The 16,149-nt window shown below is 60.3% G+C and carries 15 protein-coding genes, 4 tRNA genes and 1 pseudogene; 9 read left to right on the top strand and 11 right to left on the bottom strand.

All coding sequences use genetic code 11. From position 1 onward, the window contains the following. Positions 1-18 precede the first annotated feature (18 nt). On the bottom strand, positions 19-708 hold the full coding sequence (locus tag ACZ89E_RS27405; RefSeq protein ID WP_476256775.1) for an energy-coupling factor ABC transporter permease: 690 nt from the start codon (positions 706-708) through the stop codon (positions 19-21). Further along, on the bottom strand, positions 705-1,172 hold the full coding sequence (locus ACZ89E_RS27400) for an FAD/FMN-containing dehydrogenase (RefSeq protein WP_149661046.1): 468 nt from the start codon (positions 1,170-1,172) through the stop codon (positions 705-707). The genes ACZ89E_RS27405 and ACZ89E_RS27400 overlap by 4 nt, the downstream gene beginning before the upstream one ends. A 127-nt stretch (positions 1,173-1,299) precedes the next feature. On the opposite strand from ACZ89E_RS27400, the gene ACZ89E_RS27395 reads away from it, so the two are divergent. The 5 genes from ACZ89E_RS27395 to ACZ89E_RS27375 all read left to right on the top strand — a co-directional run bounded on the left by ACZ89E_RS27395 (position 1,300) and on the right by ACZ89E_RS27375 (position 4,731). Further along, on the top strand, positions 1,300-1,926 hold the full coding sequence (locus tag ACZ89E_RS27395; RefSeq protein ID WP_008154887.1) for a DUF1780 domain-containing protein: 627 nt from the start codon (positions 1,300-1,302) through the stop codon (positions 1,924-1,926). After that, positions 1,923-2,450, top strand: a complete 528-nt coding sequence (locus ACZ89E_RS27390) for an MOSC domain-containing protein (RefSeq protein WP_476256774.1) — start codon at positions 1,923-1,925, stop codon at positions 2,448-2,450. The genes ACZ89E_RS27395 and ACZ89E_RS27390 overlap by 4 nt, the downstream gene beginning before the upstream one ends. A 54-nt stretch (positions 2,451-2,504) precedes the next feature. Further along, positions 2,505-2,678 (top strand): DUF3094 family protein, encoded by a 174-nt coding sequence (locus ACZ89E_RS27385; RefSeq protein ID WP_054051322.1) that lies wholly within the window; start codon positions 2,505-2,507, stop codon positions 2,676-2,678. A 60-nt stretch (positions 2,679-2,738) separates the two neighbouring features. Next, the gene (locus ACZ89E_RS27380) at positions 2,739-4,037 is read left to right on the top strand and encodes an NAD(P)/FAD-dependent oxidoreductase (RefSeq protein ID WP_149661044.1); all 1,299 of its coding nucleotides are present in this window, start codon (positions 2,739-2,741) and stop codon (positions 4,035-4,037) included. 295 nt (positions 4,038-4,332) lie between these two features. Then, positions 4,333-4,731, top strand: coding sequence for an HvfA family oxazolone/thioamide-modified RiPP metallophore (locus tag ACZ89E_RS27375; RefSeq protein WP_149661043.1), 399 nt, complete (start codon positions 4,333-4,335; stop codon positions 4,729-4,731). 62 nt (positions 4,732-4,793) lie between these two features. Here the strand turns inward: ACZ89E_RS27375 and ACZ89E_RS27370 are convergent, their stop codons facing one another. The 9 genes and pseudogenes from ACZ89E_RS27370 to rluD all read right to left on the bottom strand — a co-directional run bounded on the left by ACZ89E_RS27370 (position 4,794) and on the right by rluD (position 11,667). Then, positions 4,794-5,657, bottom strand: a complete 864-nt coding sequence (locus ACZ89E_RS27370) for a methyl-accepting chemotaxis protein (protein WP_372242363.1) — start codon at positions 5,655-5,657, stop codon at positions 4,794-4,796. Further along, positions 5,649-6,419, bottom strand: a pseudogene (locus ACZ89E_RS27365) (MCP four helix bundle domain-containing protein); the annotation flags it as partial. The pseudogene ACZ89E_RS27365 and the gene ACZ89E_RS27370, both read right to left, overlap by 9 nt. 153 nt (positions 6,420-6,572) lie before the next feature. Then, a tRNA-Pro gene (locus ACZ89E_RS27360) sits at positions 6,573-6,649 on the bottom strand. A 97-nt stretch (positions 6,650-6,746) separates the two neighbouring features. Beyond that, positions 6,747-6,822 (bottom strand) — tRNA-Lys (locus tag ACZ89E_RS27355). A gap of 5 nt (positions 6,823-6,827) precedes the next feature. After that, positions 6,828-6,904, bottom strand: a tRNA-Pro gene (locus ACZ89E_RS27350). A gap of 9 nt (positions 6,905-6,913) precedes the next feature. Continuing rightward, positions 6,914-6,989: transfer RNA gene (locus ACZ89E_RS27345), tRNA-Asn, on the bottom strand. Between the two features lie 297 nt (positions 6,990-7,286). Continuing rightward, a complete protein-coding gene (gene clpB / locus ACZ89E_RS27340) occupies positions 7,287-9,851 on the bottom strand; it encodes an ATP-dependent chaperone ClpB (RefSeq protein ID WP_463258503.1) in 2,565 nt (854 codons plus the stop codon). 131 nt (positions 9,852-9,982) lie between these two features. Next, positions 9,983-10,708 (bottom strand): peptidoglycan editing factor PgeF, encoded by a 726-nt coding sequence (gene pgeF / locus ACZ89E_RS27335; protein WP_476256773.1) that lies wholly within the window; start codon positions 10,706-10,708, stop codon positions 9,983-9,985. Further along, positions 10,705-11,667, bottom strand: a complete 963-nt coding sequence (rluD, locus tag ACZ89E_RS27330) for a 23S rRNA pseudouridine(1911/1915/1917) synthase RluD (RefSeq protein WP_007942311.1) — start codon at positions 11,665-11,667, stop codon at positions 10,705-10,707. The genes pgeF and rluD overlap by 4 nt, the downstream gene beginning before the upstream one ends. 151 nt (positions 11,668-11,818) lie before the next feature. On the opposite strand from rluD, the gene ACZ89E_RS27325 reads away from it, so the two are divergent. From ACZ89E_RS27325 to ACZ89E_RS27310, 4 genes are all read left to right on the top strand, one after another. Continuing rightward, positions 11,819-12,841: an outer membrane protein assembly factor BamD gene (locus ACZ89E_RS27325; protein WP_476256772.1), complete on the top strand. Its 1,023-nt coding sequence runs from the start codon at positions 11,819-11,821 to the stop codon at positions 12,839-12,841. Positions 12,842-12,966: 125 nt separating this feature from the next. Beyond that, positions 12,967-13,200, top strand: coding sequence for a PP0621 family protein (locus ACZ89E_RS27320; protein ID WP_133837696.1), 234 nt, complete (start codon positions 12,967-12,969; stop codon positions 13,198-13,200). Beyond that, on the top strand, positions 13,190-14,779 hold the full coding sequence (locus ACZ89E_RS27315; RefSeq protein ID WP_463258505.1) for a sensor histidine kinase: 1,590 nt from the start codon (positions 13,190-13,192) through the stop codon (positions 14,777-14,779). Before ACZ89E_RS27320 ends, ACZ89E_RS27315 begins: the two co-directional genes overlap by 11 nt. Before the next feature lie 2 nt (positions 14,780-14,781). Continuing rightward, positions 14,782-16,122, top strand: coding sequence for a sigma-54-dependent transcriptional regulator (locus ACZ89E_RS27310; RefSeq protein WP_463258506.1), 1,341 nt, complete (start codon positions 14,782-14,784; stop codon positions 16,120-16,122). The last annotated feature ends 27 nt before the right edge of the window (positions 16,123-16,149 follow it).

Below are 16,149 nucleotides of genomic sequence, written 5' to 3'. Positions count from 1 at the left end.
TGACCGATTTGATGTGGATCAAGACTTGGGATCGTCGTCTTTCCAGGGCGCCGAAAGGTAGCGGGTGCGGTTGAAAGTCTCCAGCCACTCAGGACTGAACACCACCAGCGCACTGATGATCATGCCGTTGATAAACGCCTCGGGGAAAATCAGCAGCCACAAGTAACCGACAAAATCTTCCAGCCAGTACGGCATCGCAAAGCGTTCGTCCCACCACAGCAACGTGAGCGCCAGCAGCAGGCACAACAACGCCGACAGCGCCGCCGCAAAGAAACCGGAAACGAAGATATACACAAAGGGATTACGCGGCTGGGCCCGCTCGACGAGGATCGCGCAGCATTCCGTCACCAGCACCGGCAGCAGAATCAACAGCGAGCCATTCACCCCGACGGCCATCAGGTCCTGTCGCCCAAGCAGTACCAGCCCCATCTGCGCGATCAAGCCACCGACAATCGCCAGCGGCCAGTCCAGCAGCAACGTCACCGCGGTCATGCCGATAAAGTGATACGACACGCCGGTATCGAAATCCCGTCGCACCAGCCACAACATGAACAGCGCGAACACCGTGCCGAACAACAGATGCTGGCGACGACTGTCGGTGAACAGCTCGACCCAGGGCGCACGGCAGATCGCCCAGATCAGCACGGGCAAGTAAATCCCCCAGCCGACCACCAGGCTCTCCGGTGACAGGAGCTCGGCACCGATCATGGCCGGGCTTTCTCCAACGCCTCTCGCAATTGCGCTGCCGTGGCGTACTCGTGCTGCTCAACCAAGCGACCCTCCTTGAGCTGCAGCCACAGCACGTTGTCCACAGCCCCTGGATAGCGCGGCGCTACGCGGCCATCGCGGTCGAGCATGACCCGGTAGGCATAGTCGCGCATCTTGGGTACAGCGAACATTTTTGCAATCAGCCGGGGCATGCGCTGGATGTCCGCGACAAATACCGTCTGGCGCGACTCCAGATAGCCCTTGGGCTGGCCTTGCAACGCGGCATCGACCAGCTTCGCGGCGTCCATGCTGCGCGCCACCAGCAACGTCTGCGTCTGGTTGTCGAGGCTGTAGGCCTGATCGAATTGATCCAGCAAGGTCCAGGGCGCCAGGCGCTCGCCCACCTCCAACGCCTGGGCCCACAAGGGCAGAAGACTGAGCAACAACACCGGCCAATATTTCACATTCAACTCCTCGATAGCGGATACGCACGATGGATATCAGTCTACACCGCCGGTTCTGGCCGCCCAGTAACGTCGTTTACCGGTAAAGGCTTTCTGCTTGTCGCATTTGAACGCTAAGCTTGGGCCTATGGATGACTCAGATTATTTACGCCTGCTGACCATCGCGGCCGAGCAAGCCAACGCGTTCCTGTCCAATGCCCGCAAATGGGAGCGTGAGCGTTGGGTCTGCCAGCGCCTGCTGCAAGGCCTGAACATTCCCTACCGCGCCGACGAATTCGCCCCCGCCGGGGAGCCGCCGGACGTGCTGTTCCGCGACGCCAGTTTCGAGGTGTTCTTCGTGCTCGACGAAGGCCGACGCCTCAACGACGAATGGCGCGACGAACTGCAACGAAGGCGCAGCGCGTTTTCCCTCAGTTCCCTGGTACGTCGCGAGGCCAAGCCCCGACGCATCCCGGCCAATGAATTCCTGCTGCGACTGGCGCCGACCCTGCGCAAAAAAGCCCACAACTACAAAGAACGCGGCATGGACCTGGGCGAGCTGGACATCATCGCCTTCGCCAGCCTCAAGCGCGAAGTGCTGGACCTCAACAGCCATTTCCCGCCGCCTACCGAGTACTTGCGCCAGGGTTGGCGCTCGTTGTCGCTGGTCGGGCCGACCTTCGCCCGGGTGTTGTTCGCCCATCCGGATGCGCCAGACTTTTTGCGCAGCAACCTCGGTCGCAGCATCGTCTTCGATGTCGGGATCAGCCTGTGAGCCCTTTGCAGGAATTGATGGCCGAAGTCCCGCAAGTTGGCCGCGTGCGCTGGATTGGCGTGCGCCCGGCGTCCCATGTGCCGATGATTGAACTGGACGTCGTGGAAGCGCGACTCGAGGCCGGTTTGACCGGTGACAAGGCCCGCCCCGGCGTACGCAATGCGCGGCAGGTGACGCTGATCCAGTGGGAACACTTGGCCGTGATCAGCTCGCTGATGGGCCGCCCGGATGATCAACCGGTGCTGCCGGGTGAATTGCGGCGCAATCTGGTGATCAGCGGGATCAACCTGTTCAGCCTCAAGGGCCGGCGTTTCAAGATCGGCCAGGCGATTTTCGAAACCACGGGTTGGTGCCAGCCCTGCGCACGCCTGCAAAACGCCCTCGGCCCCGGGACCTTTCAGGCCGTGCGCGGACATGGCGGAATCACCGCCCGAGTGTTACAAAGTGGAATCATTCGCCTGGACGATACGGTGAGCGTCGAGCCCATTCCCGACACCGGCTATGCTCCGTTCAACGTTCGTTAAATCAGCCTGTAGCTTCTACACATTCAGCAACGTCTACCCCTGACGAGGCCCAATATGACCAGCCGCCTGAACCCCGACGACCAGAAGCATGTCGAAGAGTACCTGCACTTGTCCCAACACCGAGTCGAGCGCCGGCCCTTCCGGCCGTGGATGCTCCTGGTGCTGGTGCTGGCAGTGACCATTGGTTTGGGCTTGCTGAGCCGCCTTATCGGTTACCTGACGCTATGAGCTGCCTTGCGCTCGCTCGGGTAATCGCACCGATTTCTTTTAGCCTTGCGAGATATCCCCATGACTCACCGTATTGTTATCGTTGGCGGCGGCGCCGGCGGTCTGGAGTTGGCTACCCGTCTGGGTAAGACTCTGGGCAAGCGCGGCACGGCCAGTGTGATGCTGGTCGACGCGAACCTGACCCACATCTGGAAACCGCTGTTGCACGAAGTGGCGGCCGGGTCGCTGAACTCTTCCGAAGACGAACTCAACTATGTTGCCCAGGCCAAATGGAACCACTTCGAGTTCCAGCTAGGGCGCATGAGCGGGCTCGACCGCACGCAGAAAAAAATCCAGTTGGCGGCGACCTACGACGAAGCCGGCATTGAACTGGTCCCGGCGCGCGAGGTGGGTTACGACTCGCTGGTGATCGCGGTCGGCAGCACCACCAACGATTTCGGCACCCAGGGCGCGGCACAGCATTGCCTGTTCCTCGACACCCGCAAACAGGCCGAGCGTTTCCATCAGCAATTGCTCAACCACTATCTGCGCGCCCATGCCGGGCAAACCGATGTCGTGGAGCAGATCAGCGTGGCCATCGTCGGCGCCGGTGCCACTGGCGTGGAGCTGGCGGCGGAACTGCACAACGCGGCCCATGAATTGGCGGCCTATGGACTGGACCGGATTAAACCGGAAAACATGCACATCACCCTGATCGAAGCCGGGCCACGGGTGCTGCCTGCCCTGCCGGAACGTATCGGCGGGCCTGTGCATAAAACCCTGGAGAAGCTCGGGGTCAACGTCATGACCAATGCGGCGGTCAGTGAAGTGACGGCCGAGAGCCTGATCACCGCCGACGGCAAGGTGATCAACGCGAGCCTGAAAGTCTGGGCGGCCGGGATTCGTGCGCCGGGGTTCCTCAAGGACATCGACGGCCTGGAAACCAACCGCATCAATCAACTGCAAGTGCTGCCGACGCTGCAAACCACCCGCGACGAGAACATCTTCGCCTTCGGTGACTGCGCCGCCTGCCCGCAACCGGGCACCGACCGCAACGTGCCGCCACGCGCCCAGGCTGCGCATCAGCAGGCGTCGTTGCTGGCTAAATCGCTGAAACTGCGGATCGAAGGCAAGACCCTGCCGGAGTACAAGTACACCGACTACGGCTCGCTGATCTCGCTGTCGCGTTTTTCGGCTGTGGGTAACTTGATGGGCAACCTCACGGGCAGCGTGATGCTGGAAGGCTGGCTGGCGCGGATGTTCTATGTGTCGCTGTACCGGATGCACCAGATGGCGTTGTATGGCGCGTTTCGCACGGCGATGTTGATGCTCGGGAGCAAGATCGGGCGTGGGACTGAGCCGCGGCTCAAGCTGCATTAAGATCTTTAGCGCCGCTTAGGGCCTCATCGCGGGCAAGCCTCGCTCCTGCAGGAGCGAGGCTTGCCCGCGAATGGGGCAACGCGGTCCAACATGTTCATTCATATGTGTCCCACTGTATCCCGCCCCACCTTTTCCCCCCTTCGCTTACAAACTCCCCCCTTGCACGACACAGAAGCGATACACCCGCCCCGTTAAATGGCCACACCCGAGCAAGGCACCGCCTGCTTCGGTTAACGCCGTAATCACGCGGCATCCTTTATCGAGCGGTTGTGTCGTGCAACCCAGGAGAGTTGAAATGTCCCGTACCACTAAAAACACTATTGGTCTGTTCGGCGCTGTTTTGGCTGGCGGCATGATGTTGACCGGCTCCGTATTCGCTTCCCAGCCACTGACCCAAGGCTACCTGCTGGCCTCCGCCGAACAGGTTGTGAAAACCCCGGAAGGCAAGTGTGGCGAAGGTAAATGCGGCGATGCGTCAATGGCCAAGACCGACACCGATGGCGACGGTAAGGTCTCCCGCGCCGAGTTCCAGGCTGTCGCGCCGAAGTCTAATTTCGACAAGATCGACAAAAACCACGATGGCTTCATCGACGAACAAGAGGCTTTCGACAACGTGAAAGCCAACTTCGAGGCCAACGGCAAGAAAATGCCAAAAGGCCTGTTCGAACACCTGAAAGACCAAGACGGCGCCTAAGCCCCAGAACAAACAAGCCGCGTATTCTCAAGGGAAGCGCGGCTTTTTTGTGCCTGGCGGATTTACACCCGAAAGCGCCGCACCATGCCTTGCAGGGCACTGGCCAGTTTGGTCAGTTCATGGCTGGAGGCGCTGGTCTGATCGGCGCCCGCGGCAGAACGCACTGACAGGTCGCGGATGTTCACCAGGTTGCGGTCGACTTCCCGCGCCACTTGCGCCTGTTCTTCAGCGGCGCTGGCGATCACCAGGTTGCGTTCGTGAATCTCGTGTACCGACGCAGTGATGGTCTGCAACGCTTCGCCGGCGCGTTCGGCCAGGACCAGCGTACTGGCGGCACGAGAAGCGCTGGCGTGCATGGAGTCCAGTGCCAGGGTCGAGCCGCTGCGCATGCCCTGGACCATCTGCTCGATTTCCTGGGTCGATTGCTGGGTGCGATGGGCCAGCGCCCGCACTTCATCGGCCACCACGGCGAATCCGCGACCGCTCTCCCCCGCCCGCGCCGCTTCAATGGCGGCGTTGAGCGCCAACAGGTTGGTTTGCTCGGCGATGGCGCGAATCACGTCCAGCACCTTGCCGATGTCCTGGGATTGATTGGCCAGGGACTGCACCAACTCGCCGGTGTGTTGCACATCGTTGGCGAGGGCGCTGATGGCGCTGGCGGTTTCGCTGACCCGTTCCTGGCCCTGGTGCGCCGATTCGCTGGACTGGCGCGTGGCGTCGGACGTCGACACCGCGTTGCGTGCGACTTCTTCCACAGCAGTGGTCATCTCGTTGACGGCTGTGGCGGCCTGCTCGATCTCGTTGTTTTGCTGTTGCAGGCCTTGGGTGCTGTCGAGGGTGACGGCGTTCAGTTCATCGGCGGCGGTGGCCAGTTGCGTGGCCGAGCCGCTGATGCCCTGCAGGGTTTCGCGCAAATTCTGCTGCATGGTCGCCAGGGCTTTGAGCAGGCGACTGACTTCGTCGCTGCCGTGGGTTTCGATGGGGTTGGTGAGATCGCCACGGGCCACGTTTTCTGCGGCATTCAAGGCTTCATTCAGCGGACGTACGATGCTGCGGGTCAGCAGCATCGCCAGGCCGACGGTGGCCAGCGCCGCCAGGGCGATGAACAGGCCGACAATCGTGCGCGATGTTTCATAGTGCGCGGCGGACTTCTGGCTTTCGGCGGCGACTTGTTTGGCAAACATATCTGCCAGGTCAGTGAGCTGTTTGCCGGAGCCATCGACCACGGTCTTCATGTCGATCAGCAGCAATTTGGTCAGCTCGTCGCGACGGCCCTGTTCAGCCAGGATGAACGACTGTGCGATGCCCGTGCGATAAGCGGCGAAGGTGCTTTTGAACTGGTCATACAACTGCTGGCCCTCAACGGTGTTGACCAACTTGTCGTAGGCGGCAATCTTGTCGCTCAGCTCCTTGTCCCGTGTGTCCATCTGGCTGCGGTACTGCGCGATGTTCTTCGGGTCCTGGTCCAGGGCCATACGCAGGGAAATGGTGCGGATGCGCAACATGATCTCGCGGATCTCGTCGCCGCCACGGATGCTCGGCAGCCATTGGCTTTCAACCGCTACCTCGCTGTCACGAATACTCGACATCTGCCCCAGCGCAAACACCCCGAGCAACGCCACCAACACCGCAATCAGGGCAAAACCCAGCGCAGCACGGGGGGCAATATTCAGCTGACGAAGAAACATAACGAGCGCCTTTTGTTTTTATGGGCGGGAGGGAGACGCGGCTTTGCGCTCCGATGGCTCGTTATCGGCAAGTTGTACGATGACTTGAAGCTAGACTGCACTTTTCAAAGACAAAAAAAATCCCCGTATCTTTCGATACGAGGATTTTTAATATGGTCGGGGTAAGGGGATTCGAACTCCTGACATCCTGCTCCCAAAGCAGGCGCGCTACCGGACTGCGCTATACCCCGGTAAAAAAAAGGCGACCTTTCAGTCGCCTTCTTCTTCGATCAGCGCTTTTGGCCTCTGATCTTAAGATCTGATCCCAGCGTTAACTGGTTTCAAAAATGGTGGGTCGTGTGGGATTCGAACCTACGACCAATTGGTTAAAAGCCAACTGCTCTACCAACTGAGCTAACGACCCAAAAATGGTCGGGGTAAGGGGATTCGAACTCCTGACATCCTGCTCCCAAAGCAGGCGCGCTACCGGACTGCGCTATACCCCGGTTTGAAATTGGCTCCGTGACCAGGACTCGAACCTGGGACCCAATGATTAACAGTCATTTGCTCTACCGACTGAGCTATCACGGAACTACATATTTCAATTTACAACGGTGAAACTTGCTGCATCTCTTGACCCGTTCGCATCGCTGCGTTCGTGTGTCTGAGGCGCGCTATTCTACAATCTTAAGCACCTCTGTCAACCCCCTAATTTGCATTCAAGTTAATGATTTGCAACTTATTTCAGATTTCTACTTGGGGAGTAGAAACCCTGACGGGTGACTTACTGCGGGGCGCACTTTACAAGCCTTTTCCTTTCAGTTCAACAGCCTGGCGAAAAAAAGGCCTCGCAATGCGAGGCCTTGTTTATTTCACAGGCATTACGGCTCAGCCAAAAACGATTTCGTCGTTTTCCACCTTGCCGAAAGCGGTCTCGCCCGGCAGGAAACGACCGGACAGAATCAGCTGCGCCAATGGGTTCTCGATCCAGCGCTGGATCGCTCGTTTGAGCGGCCTTGCGCCATACACCGGGTCGTAACCCACCGCGATCAACTTATCCATCGCCTCAGGGCTCAGCTCCAGCTTCAGCTCGCGCTCGGTCAGGCGACTGCGCAGGCGACCCAACTGGATCTCGGTGATGCCCGCGATCTGATCCCGCGCCAATGGCTCGAAGATCACCACTTCGTCTACCCGGTTGATGAACTCCGGACGGAAGTGGGTGGAAATCGCATCCATCACTGCCGCCCGTTGCGCTTCACGATCACCGACCAGTTCCTGGATCTGTACCGAACCGAGGTTGGAAGTCATGACAATCACGGTGTTCTTGAAATCCACCGTGCGGCCATGGCTGTCGGTCAACCGGCCATCTTCCAGCACTTGCAGCAAAATGTTGAACACGTCCGGGTGGGCCTTCTCGACCTCGTCCAGGAGGATCACCGAGTAAGGCTTGCGACGCACCGCCTCAGTCAGATAACCGCCCTCTTCATAGCCTACGTAGCCTGGTGGCGCGCCGATCAAGCGAGCCACGGAATGTTTCTCCATGAACTCGGACATGTCGATCCGCACCATCGCCTCTTCGGTATCAAAGAGGAACTCGGCCAGGGCCTTGCACAGCTCGGTTTTACCGACGCCGGTCGGGCCGAGGAACATGAACGAACCGCTCGGGCGATTCGGGTCGGACAACCCGGCACGGGAACGCCGCACCGCATTGGAGACCGCGATCACCGCTTCGTCCTGGCCGATCACACGCTGGTGCAACAGGCTTTCCATCTTCATCAACTTGTCGCGCTCGCCTTCGAGCATTTTCGACACGGGGATGCCGGTCCACTTCGACACGACTTCCGCAATCTCTTCTTCCGTCACTTTGCTGCGCAGCAACTGGTTTTCGCTCTTGCCATGCTGGTCGACCATTTGCAGGCTGCGCTCCAGGTCCGGGATGATCCCGTATTGCAGCTCGGCCATGCGGTTCAAGTCACCTTTACGGCGTGCGGCTTCCAGTTCCTGACGGGACTGTTCGATTTTCTGCTGGATCTGGGCCGAACCCTGGACTTCGGCTTTTTCCGCGTTCCAGATTTCTTCGAGGTCCGAGTACTCCCGCTCGTGGCGGACGATTTCTTCCTGGAGTTTTTCCAGGCGTTTCTTCGCCGCGTCGTCGCTTTCTTTTTTCAGTGCCTGGGATTCCACCTTCAATTGGATCAACCGGCGCTCCAGACGATCCAGCACTTCCGGCTTGGAGTCGATTTCCATGCGGATACGGCTGGCGGCTTCGTCGATCAGGTCGATGGCCTTATCCGGCAATTGACGGTCCGTAATGTAGCGATGGCTCAGTTTGGCCGCCGCAATGATCGCGCCGTCGGTGATCGCCACCTTGTGGTGCACCTCGTAACGCTCCTTGAGGCCACGCAGGATGGCGATGGTGTCTTCTTCGCTCGGTTCTTCCACCAGCACTTTCTGGAAGCGCCGCTCGAGGGCCGCGTCCTTCTCTATATATTGGCGGTACTCGTTGAGCGTGGTTGCGCCGACGCAGTGCAACTCGCCACGGGCCAGGGCTGGCTTGAGCATGTTGCCCGCATCCATCGAGCCTTCGCCTTTACCGGCGCCGACCATGGTGTGCAGTTCGTCGATGAACAGAATGATCTGCCCTTCCTGCTTGGACAGTTCGTTGAGCAGGGATTTCAGGCGTTCTTCGAACTCGCCGCGATACTTGGCGCCGGCAATCAGCGCGCCCATGTCCAGGGACAACAGGCGCTTGCCCTTGAGGCCATCCGGCACTTCGCCGTTGATGATGCGCTGGGCCAGGCCTTCGGCGATCGCGGTTTTACCCACGCCAGGCTCGCCGATCAGCACCGGGTTGTTCTTGGTACGGCGTTGCAGGACTTGAATGGTCCGGCGAATTTCGTCGTCACGGCCGATCACGGGGTCAAGCTTGCCTTCTTCAGCGCGCTTGGTCAGGTCGACGGTGTACTTATCCAGAGCCTGACGCGACTCTTCGTGGTTGGCATCATTGACGGCTTCGCCGCCGCGCAGGTTATTGATGGCGTTTTCCAGGGCTTTCTTGCTGACGCCCTGGCCGAGCAGCAACTTGCCGAGCTTGCTGTTCTCGTCCATGGCAGCGAGCAACACCAGCTCGCTGGAGATGAACTGGTCGCCCTTCTGCTGGGCCAGGCGATCGGCCTGGTTGAGCAGGCGCGCCAAATCCTGCGACATGTTCACGTCGCCGGTCGGGTTCTGGATTTTTGGTAGTTGGTCGAGCTCTTTGGTCAGCTCTTTGCGCAGGCTGTTGACGTCAAAGCCGACTTGCATCAACAGGGGTTTGATCGAACCACCCTGTTGTTCAAGCATGGCTTGCATCAAGTGCGCCGGTTCAATGCCCGGATGATCGAGGCCGACGGCCAGGGATTGGGCATCGGATAGGGCTAACTGCAATTTGCTGGTTAAACGGTCTATACGCATGGGTCACCTTCCTTTTGAGCAGGCCGGACCTAAAAAACCATCCTGAGTGAAGAAACCTGCCAGATACCTCACTAGATGCGGTCGATTCTGGGAGTTTCAAGCGTCATACAGTTGATGTAGATCAGGGAAGCTTAGTCTTCGAGCCAGACCAGGGAGGCAAACCGACCAGTGCGCGGACTGCGGCGGTAAGAAAAGAAGCGCGGATCGGTCACGGTGCAGAAACCACCACCATAAACAGCGGTGACACCGCGAGCGGCCAGACGCAAACGCGCCAGCTCATAGATGTCGGCCATGAACTTGCCGGCGTTCTGGCTCGGCACGAAGGCTTTAGTGGCTTCCGGCAATTGCTGGATGAAGACTTCCCGGACTTCCGGGCCGACTTCGAAGGCCTGCGGGCCAATTGCCGGACCGAGCCAGACCAGCACGTCGGCGGGCGGTACGGCCAGGCTATCGAGGGTCGCTTCCAGCACGCCCGCCGCCAACCCGCGCCAACCGGCATGGGCCGCGGCAACGCGCGTGCCGGCACGGTCGCAAAACAATGCAGGCAGGCAGTCGGCCGTCATCGCCGCGCAGGCGACACCGGGTGTTTGCGTCCAACTGGCGTCGGCAGTGGCCACCTGACTTGGGTCTGCATCGGCCACGACAATGCCGTGAACCTGTTGCAGCCAGGCCGGTTGAATAGAGAAATGATCGGTAAGGCGCCGGCGATTTTCGGCGACGGCTTCAGGGCTGTCGTCGACGTGATCGCCGAGGTTGAGGCTGTCGAACGGCGCCAGACTGACGCCGCCCGCACGGGTGGTCACACAGGCTTTCACCCCGGCAGGCGCAGGCCAGTCGGGAATCAGCCAGTCACTCATCCGATGAACGCCTCACGGTCTTGCTTGAGCAGGGTCAGCAACCAGACGAAATCGTCCGGCAGCGGCGATTCCCAGCTCATGCGTTTACCGGTGGTCGGATGATCCAGCTCCAGGAACCGCGCATGCAGGGCCTGACGCGGGAACGCCTTCAACGATTCGACCATGGTCACACTGGCTGCCGGCGGGATGCGGAAGCGACCGCCGTAGGCAGGGTCTCCGACCAACGGGTAGTTGATGTGGGCCATGTGCACGCGAATCTGGTGCGTACGACCGGTTTCCAGCTTCACCCGCACGTGAGTGTGGGAGCGGAAACGCTCGAGCACGCGGTAGTGGGAGACGGCCTGCTTGCCACCTTCCATCACCGCCATGCGCTGGCGCTGCTGGCCGTGACGACCGATCGGCGCATTAATCTTGCCACCGGCAGTCACTACGCCAATCACGATGCACTCGTAGATCCGGCTGACGCTGCGGCTCTGCAACTGTGTAACCAGCTGCGTCTGCGCTTGAATGGTCTTGGCCACCACCATCAGACCGGTGGTGTCCTTGTCCAGACGATGCACGATACCGGCGCGGGGCACATTGATGATGTCCGGCACGTGATGCAGCAAGGCGTTGAGCAGGGTGCCATCAGCGTGACCGGCAGCCGGATGCACCACCAGACCCGCAGGTTTGTTGATCACCAGGATGTCGTCGTCTTCATAGACGATGTCCAGCTCGATGTCCTGAGCGATCCATTCGCCCTGAGCTTCCTGCTCGGCAGTGAGTTCAAGAATGGCACCACCATGAACGATGTCTCGCGGGCGGATAACCGCCCCATCCACAGTCAGGCGGCCGTCTTTGATCCAGGCGGAAAGGCGCGAGCGCGAGTGCTCAGCGAATAATTGTGCGGCGACTTGATCGAGGCGTTGGCCGCCCAATTCGGACGGCACCTCTGCGCGAAGTTCAATTTTATCGGACATGCTCAGACTAGGCGTCGGCACAGCCTTTGGTTTCGGCTGCGCGCTTGTGGTTAAATACGGCGTCTTTTGCCCCGAGGCTATTCAACGGGGCGCTCATCATAACAGGACGGCCCCGCCCAAGACAGCGGCCGTCATAGGGACGCAAGCCGCCATGCAAGTGAAACACCTGCTGCTGATCGCCATCCTCGCATTGACCGCTGCTTGCTCATCGAAGGAAGTCGTAGACGAAAACCTTAGCGAAGTCGAGCTGTACCAGCAGGCTCAGACCGACCTGGACAACAACAGCTACACCAGCGCCACAGCCAAGCTGAAGGCCCTGGAGTCGCGTTATCCGTTCGGGCGCTACGCTGATCAGGCTCAACTCGAGCTTATCTACGCCAACTACAAGAACGCCGAGCCTGAGGCTGCCAAGTCTGCCGCCGAGCGTTTCATTCGTTTGCACCCACAGCATCCGAACGTGGATTACGCGTATTACCTCAAGGGTCTGACCTCCTTCGACCAGGACGTCGGCCTGCTGGCGCGCTTCCTGCCGCTGGACATGACCAAGCGTGACCCGGGCGCTGCCCGCGACTCGTACAACGAGTTCGCCCAGCTGACCAGCCGCTACCCGAACAGCCGCTACTCGCCGGATGCCAAGCAGCGCATGATTTACCTGCGCAACCTGCTGGCTTCCTACGAGATTCACGTTGCCGACTACTACCTGACCCGTCAGGCCTACGTTGCCGCCGCGAACCGTGGTCGTTATGTGGTGGAAAACTTCCAGGAAACCCCTTCGGTCGGTGACGGCCTGGCGGTGATGGTCGAGTCCTATCAGCGTCTGCACCTGGACGAACTGGCCAACACCAGCCTCGAAACCCTGAAGCTCAACTACCCGAACCACCCAAGCCTGGTGGACGGTCAGTTCAAGCCATCGGTCGACGAAGCGGACAACCGTTCGTGGCTGAGCAAGGCTACTCTGGGCCTGATCGAATCCCGTCCACCGCTGCCGCCGGGCGAAACCCGCGCCAACCAGGACGTGCAGAAGCAGTTCCAGGACGCGAAAGATGCGATTCCGAACGATCTCAAGCCTAAAGATGAAAACGGCGACGTGATCGAGGAAGAGCAACACGAAGCGGAAGGCAACAACAGCGACCGTTCGTGGTTCAGCTACATGACCTTCGGCGTCTTCGACTGACACCCAAGGCTGTGCAAAAAGGGAGACCCTCGGGTCTCCCTTTTTCATGGCGGCGATTTATTACGCTGTGCGCCCGTCATGTCCTTGGCTAAACTGCCTGATCATCATTCTTTAAGCAGCCCACCATGCTCCGTTTATTGTTCTGGATCGCCCTGATTGCCGCTGCGGTATGGTTCTGGCGCAAGTACAAGGGCCAGGCTTCAGCGCCCCGCTCCTCCGCCGAACTGGAAGCCGCCCCCATGGTGCGCTGCGCCCATTGCGGCGTGCACCTGCCCCGCGATCGCGCGTTGAGCCTTCAACAACAGTGGTATTGCAGCCAGGCTCACCTCGAGCAAGGCCCGGGCTCCAGTGATCGCTGAGGCTTCCGGCCCCGGCAGCAAACAGGCCCAGCGACTGCTGCGCCTCTACCATCTATACCGTTTAAGTGTCGGCATCACCTTGGTGCTGCTGATCTCCAGCAACATGGACAACCAGTTGCTGACGCTCGCCAATAACGATCTGCTGCGCAGTGGCAGCTGGTTGTATCTGGTGCTGAACATCCTGCTGGTGGTGTTCCTGGAGAACACCCGGCGCCCGGCGCAGCTGTTCAGTTTGACCCTGGTCGACGTCTTGCTGTTATGCGGCCTGTTCTACGCCGCCGGCGGTGTAGCCAGCGCCATCGGCAATTTGCTGATCGTGTCGGTGGCGATCGGCAACACCTTGCTGCGCGGGCGTATCGGCCTGTTGATTGCGGCGGTCGCGGCCCTTGGCATCGTCGGCTCAAGCTTCCTGCTGAGCTTCAGCCACCCCACCAGCCCCAGCGACTATCTGCAAGCCGGCACCCTTGGCGCGCTGTGCTTTGCCGCCGCGTTGCTGGTGCAAGGCTTGATCCGGCGCCTGGAAGTCAGCGAACACCTCGCCGAACAGCGGGCCAGCGAAGTGGTCGGCCTTGAGGCCCTCAACGCATTGATCCTGCAACGCATGCGCACCGGCATCCTTGTGCTCGACGACCAGCGCCGTGTGCAACTGGCCAACCACAGCGCCCTGTCCTTGCTGGGGCAGGAACGTCTGGATGGGGAACTGATCGATGATTACTCGCCAACCTTGGTCGAACGCCTGCAACTGTGGCTGAACAACCCGACCTTGCGCCCCCAGAGCCTGAAAGTCGCCCATTCCGGCCTGGAGTTGCAGCCGAGTTTTATTGCCCTGGACCAAAGCCCGCACCATCAGACCCTGATCTTTCTCGAAGACCTCGCCCAGATTGCCCAACAAGCCCAACAACTGAAGCTCGCCGCCCTCGGTCGCCTGACCGCCGGTATCGCACACGAAATCCGCAATCCGTTGGGCGCCGTTAGTCACGCCGCGCAGTTGCTGCAGGAATCCGAGGAACTGAACGGCGCGGATCGACGTCTGACCCAGATTATTCAAGACCACTCTCAGCGAATGAATCGGGTTATCGAAAACGTCCTGCAACTGTCCCGCCGCCAGCAAACCGCACCGCAACGGCTCGACCTGAAGCCTTGGCTAATGCAGTTCGTCGAAGAGACCCGTGAAGCCGCGAGCGAACGCCAGCACATTCACCTGCGCATCGGCCTGGGCCACTTCACAACGCTGATGGACCCGAACCAACTGACGCAAATTCTCGACAACCTGTTGCGCAACGCCTGGCGGCACAGCGCCTTGACCCATGACAGGGCCGAGGTCTGGCTTGAGCTGTTTATCGACGCCGACAGCCAGTTACCGGTGCTCGAAGTGCTGGACAACGGTCCCGGTGTGGCGCCGGACCAGCAAGTGCACCTGTTCGAACCGTTCTTTACCACCAGCACCCAAGGCACCGGCCTTGGGCTCTATCTGTCCCGTGAGCTGTGCGAAAGCAACCAGGCCCGCCTAGACTTCAAACCACGCCAAGGCGGCGGCTGCTTTCGCATCACCTTTGCACACGGACGGAAACAACGTTGAACATGAGCCCACAGCAGAAAGTCCTGATCGTCGACGACGAGCCGGATATTCGCGAACTCCTGGAAATCACCCTGGGACGGATGAAACTCGACACCTTCAGTGCCCGTAACCTCGGCGAAGCCCAGGCCCTGCTGGGCCGGGAGACGTTCGATCTGTGCCTGACCGACATGCGCCTGCCCGATGGCACTGGCCTGGAGCTGGTGCAACACATCCAGCAACGTTACCCCCAAGTGCCGGTGGCGATGATCACGGCCTACGGCAGCCTGGAAACGGCGATCAACGCCCTCAAGGCCGGCGCCTTCGACTTCCTGACTAAACCGGTGGACCTCACCCGCCTGCGAGAGCTGGTCACCAGCGCCCTGCGCCTGCCCGCACCGGGTGGCGCCAGCACCGCGATTGATCGCCGCTTGCTCGGCGATTCACTGCCGATGCGCAGCCTGCGTAAACAGATCGATAAACTGGCCCGCAGCCAGGCCCCGGTGTACATCAGCGGCGAATCCGGCAGCGGCAAGGAACTGGTCGCCCGCCTGATCCACGAACAAGGCCCACGCGCCAGCCGACCTTTCGTCCCGGTCAATTGCGGGGCGATACCGTCGGAACTGATGGAAAGTGAATTCTTCGGCCATCGCAAGGGCAGTTTCAGCGGCGCCATCGAAGACAAGCCCGGACTGTTCCAGGCGGCCCATGGCGGCACCCTGTTTCTCGACGAAGTGGCTGATCTGCCACTGGCCATGCAGGTCAAGCTGCTGCGGGCGATTCAGGAAAAAGCGGTGCGCAGCGTCGGCGGGCAACAGGAAACCGTGGTCGATGTGCGCATCCTCTGCGCCACCCATAAAGACCTCGACGCCGAAGTCAGTGCCGAACGTTTTCGCCAGGATTTGTACTATCGCCTGAACGTGATCGAATTGCGGGTCCCGCCCTTGCGCGAACGCCGGGACGATATCGAGACCCTGGCCAGCCACGTGCTCAAGCGCCTGGCGGCCGGCACCGGCCAACCCGCCGCCAAGCTGCACCCGCAAGCCGTCGAAGCGCTGAAAAGCTACCGCTTCCCGGGCAATGTGCGGGAGTTGGAGAACATGCTCGAACGCGCCCACACCTTGTGCGAGAACAAACAGATCGAAGCCGCCGACCTGCGCCTGGCCGAAGGTAACTGCGCCGCCGAGGCCGGTGTGCCGGACCTGACGCGGATCGACAATCTGGAGGACTATCTGGAAAACGTCGAACGCAAACTCATCCTCCAGGCGCTGGAAGAAACCCGCTGGAACCGCACGGCGGCGGCACAGCGGTTGAATCTGTCGTTTCGGTCGATGCGCTATCGGCTCAAGAAACTGGGATTGGATTGACCGCTTAAAAGATCGCAGCCTTCGCCA

This window comes from Pseudomonas sp. TE3899 (assembly GCF_056279105.1).
Note: the sequence above shows the minus strand (reverse complement) of the source record. Positions and strands in the feature narration are given on the sequence as shown.

Bases quoted from the DNA above. Each gene is read 5' to 3' on its own strand.
- ACZ89E_RS27385 (WP_054051322.1), top strand. From the start codon at position 2,505: ATGACCAGCCGCCTGAACCCCGACGACCAGAAGCATGTCGAAGAGTAC.
- ACZ89E_RS27395 (WP_008154887.1), top strand. From the start codon at position 1,300: ATGGATGACTCAGATTATTTACGCCTGCTGACCATCGCGGCCGAGCAA.
- ACZ89E_RS27320 (WP_133837696.1), top strand. From the start codon at position 12,967: ATGCTCCGTTTATTGTTCTGGATCGCCCTGATTGCCGCTGCGGTATGG.
- ACZ89E_RS27375 (WP_149661043.1), top strand. From the start codon at position 4,333: ATGTCCCGTACCACTAAAAACACTATTGGTCTGTTCGGCGCTGTTTTG.
- clpB (WP_463258503.1), bottom strand. From the start codon at position 9,851: ATGCGTATAGACCGTTTAACCAGCAAATTGCAGTTAGCCCTATCCGAT.
- ACZ89E_RS27380 (WP_149661044.1), top strand. From the start codon at position 2,739: ATGACTCACCGTATTGTTATCGTTGGCGGCGGCGCCGGCGGTCTGGAG.
- ACZ89E_RS27370 (WP_372242363.1), bottom strand. From the start codon at position 5,657: ATGCAGCAGAATTTGCGCGAAACCCTGCAGGGCATCAGCGGCTCGGCC.
- ACZ89E_RS27405 (WP_476256775.1), bottom strand. From the start codon at position 708: ATGATCGGTGCCGAGCTCCTGTCACCGGAGAGCCTGGTGGTCGGCTGG.
- pgeF (WP_476256773.1), bottom strand. From the start codon at position 10,708: ATGAGTGACTGGCTGATTCCCGACTGGCCTGCGCCTGCCGGGGTGAAA.
- rluD (WP_007942311.1), bottom strand. From the start codon at position 11,667: ATGTCCGATAAAATTGAACTTCGCGCAGAGGTGCCGTCCGAATTGGGC.
- ACZ89E_RS27310 (WP_463258506.1), top strand. From the start codon at position 14,782: ATGAGCCCACAGCAGAAAGTCCTGATCGTCGACGACGAGCCGGATATT.
- ACZ89E_RS27325 (WP_476256772.1), top strand. From the start codon at position 11,819: ATGCAAGTGAAACACCTGCTGCTGATCGCCATCCTCGCATTGACCGCT.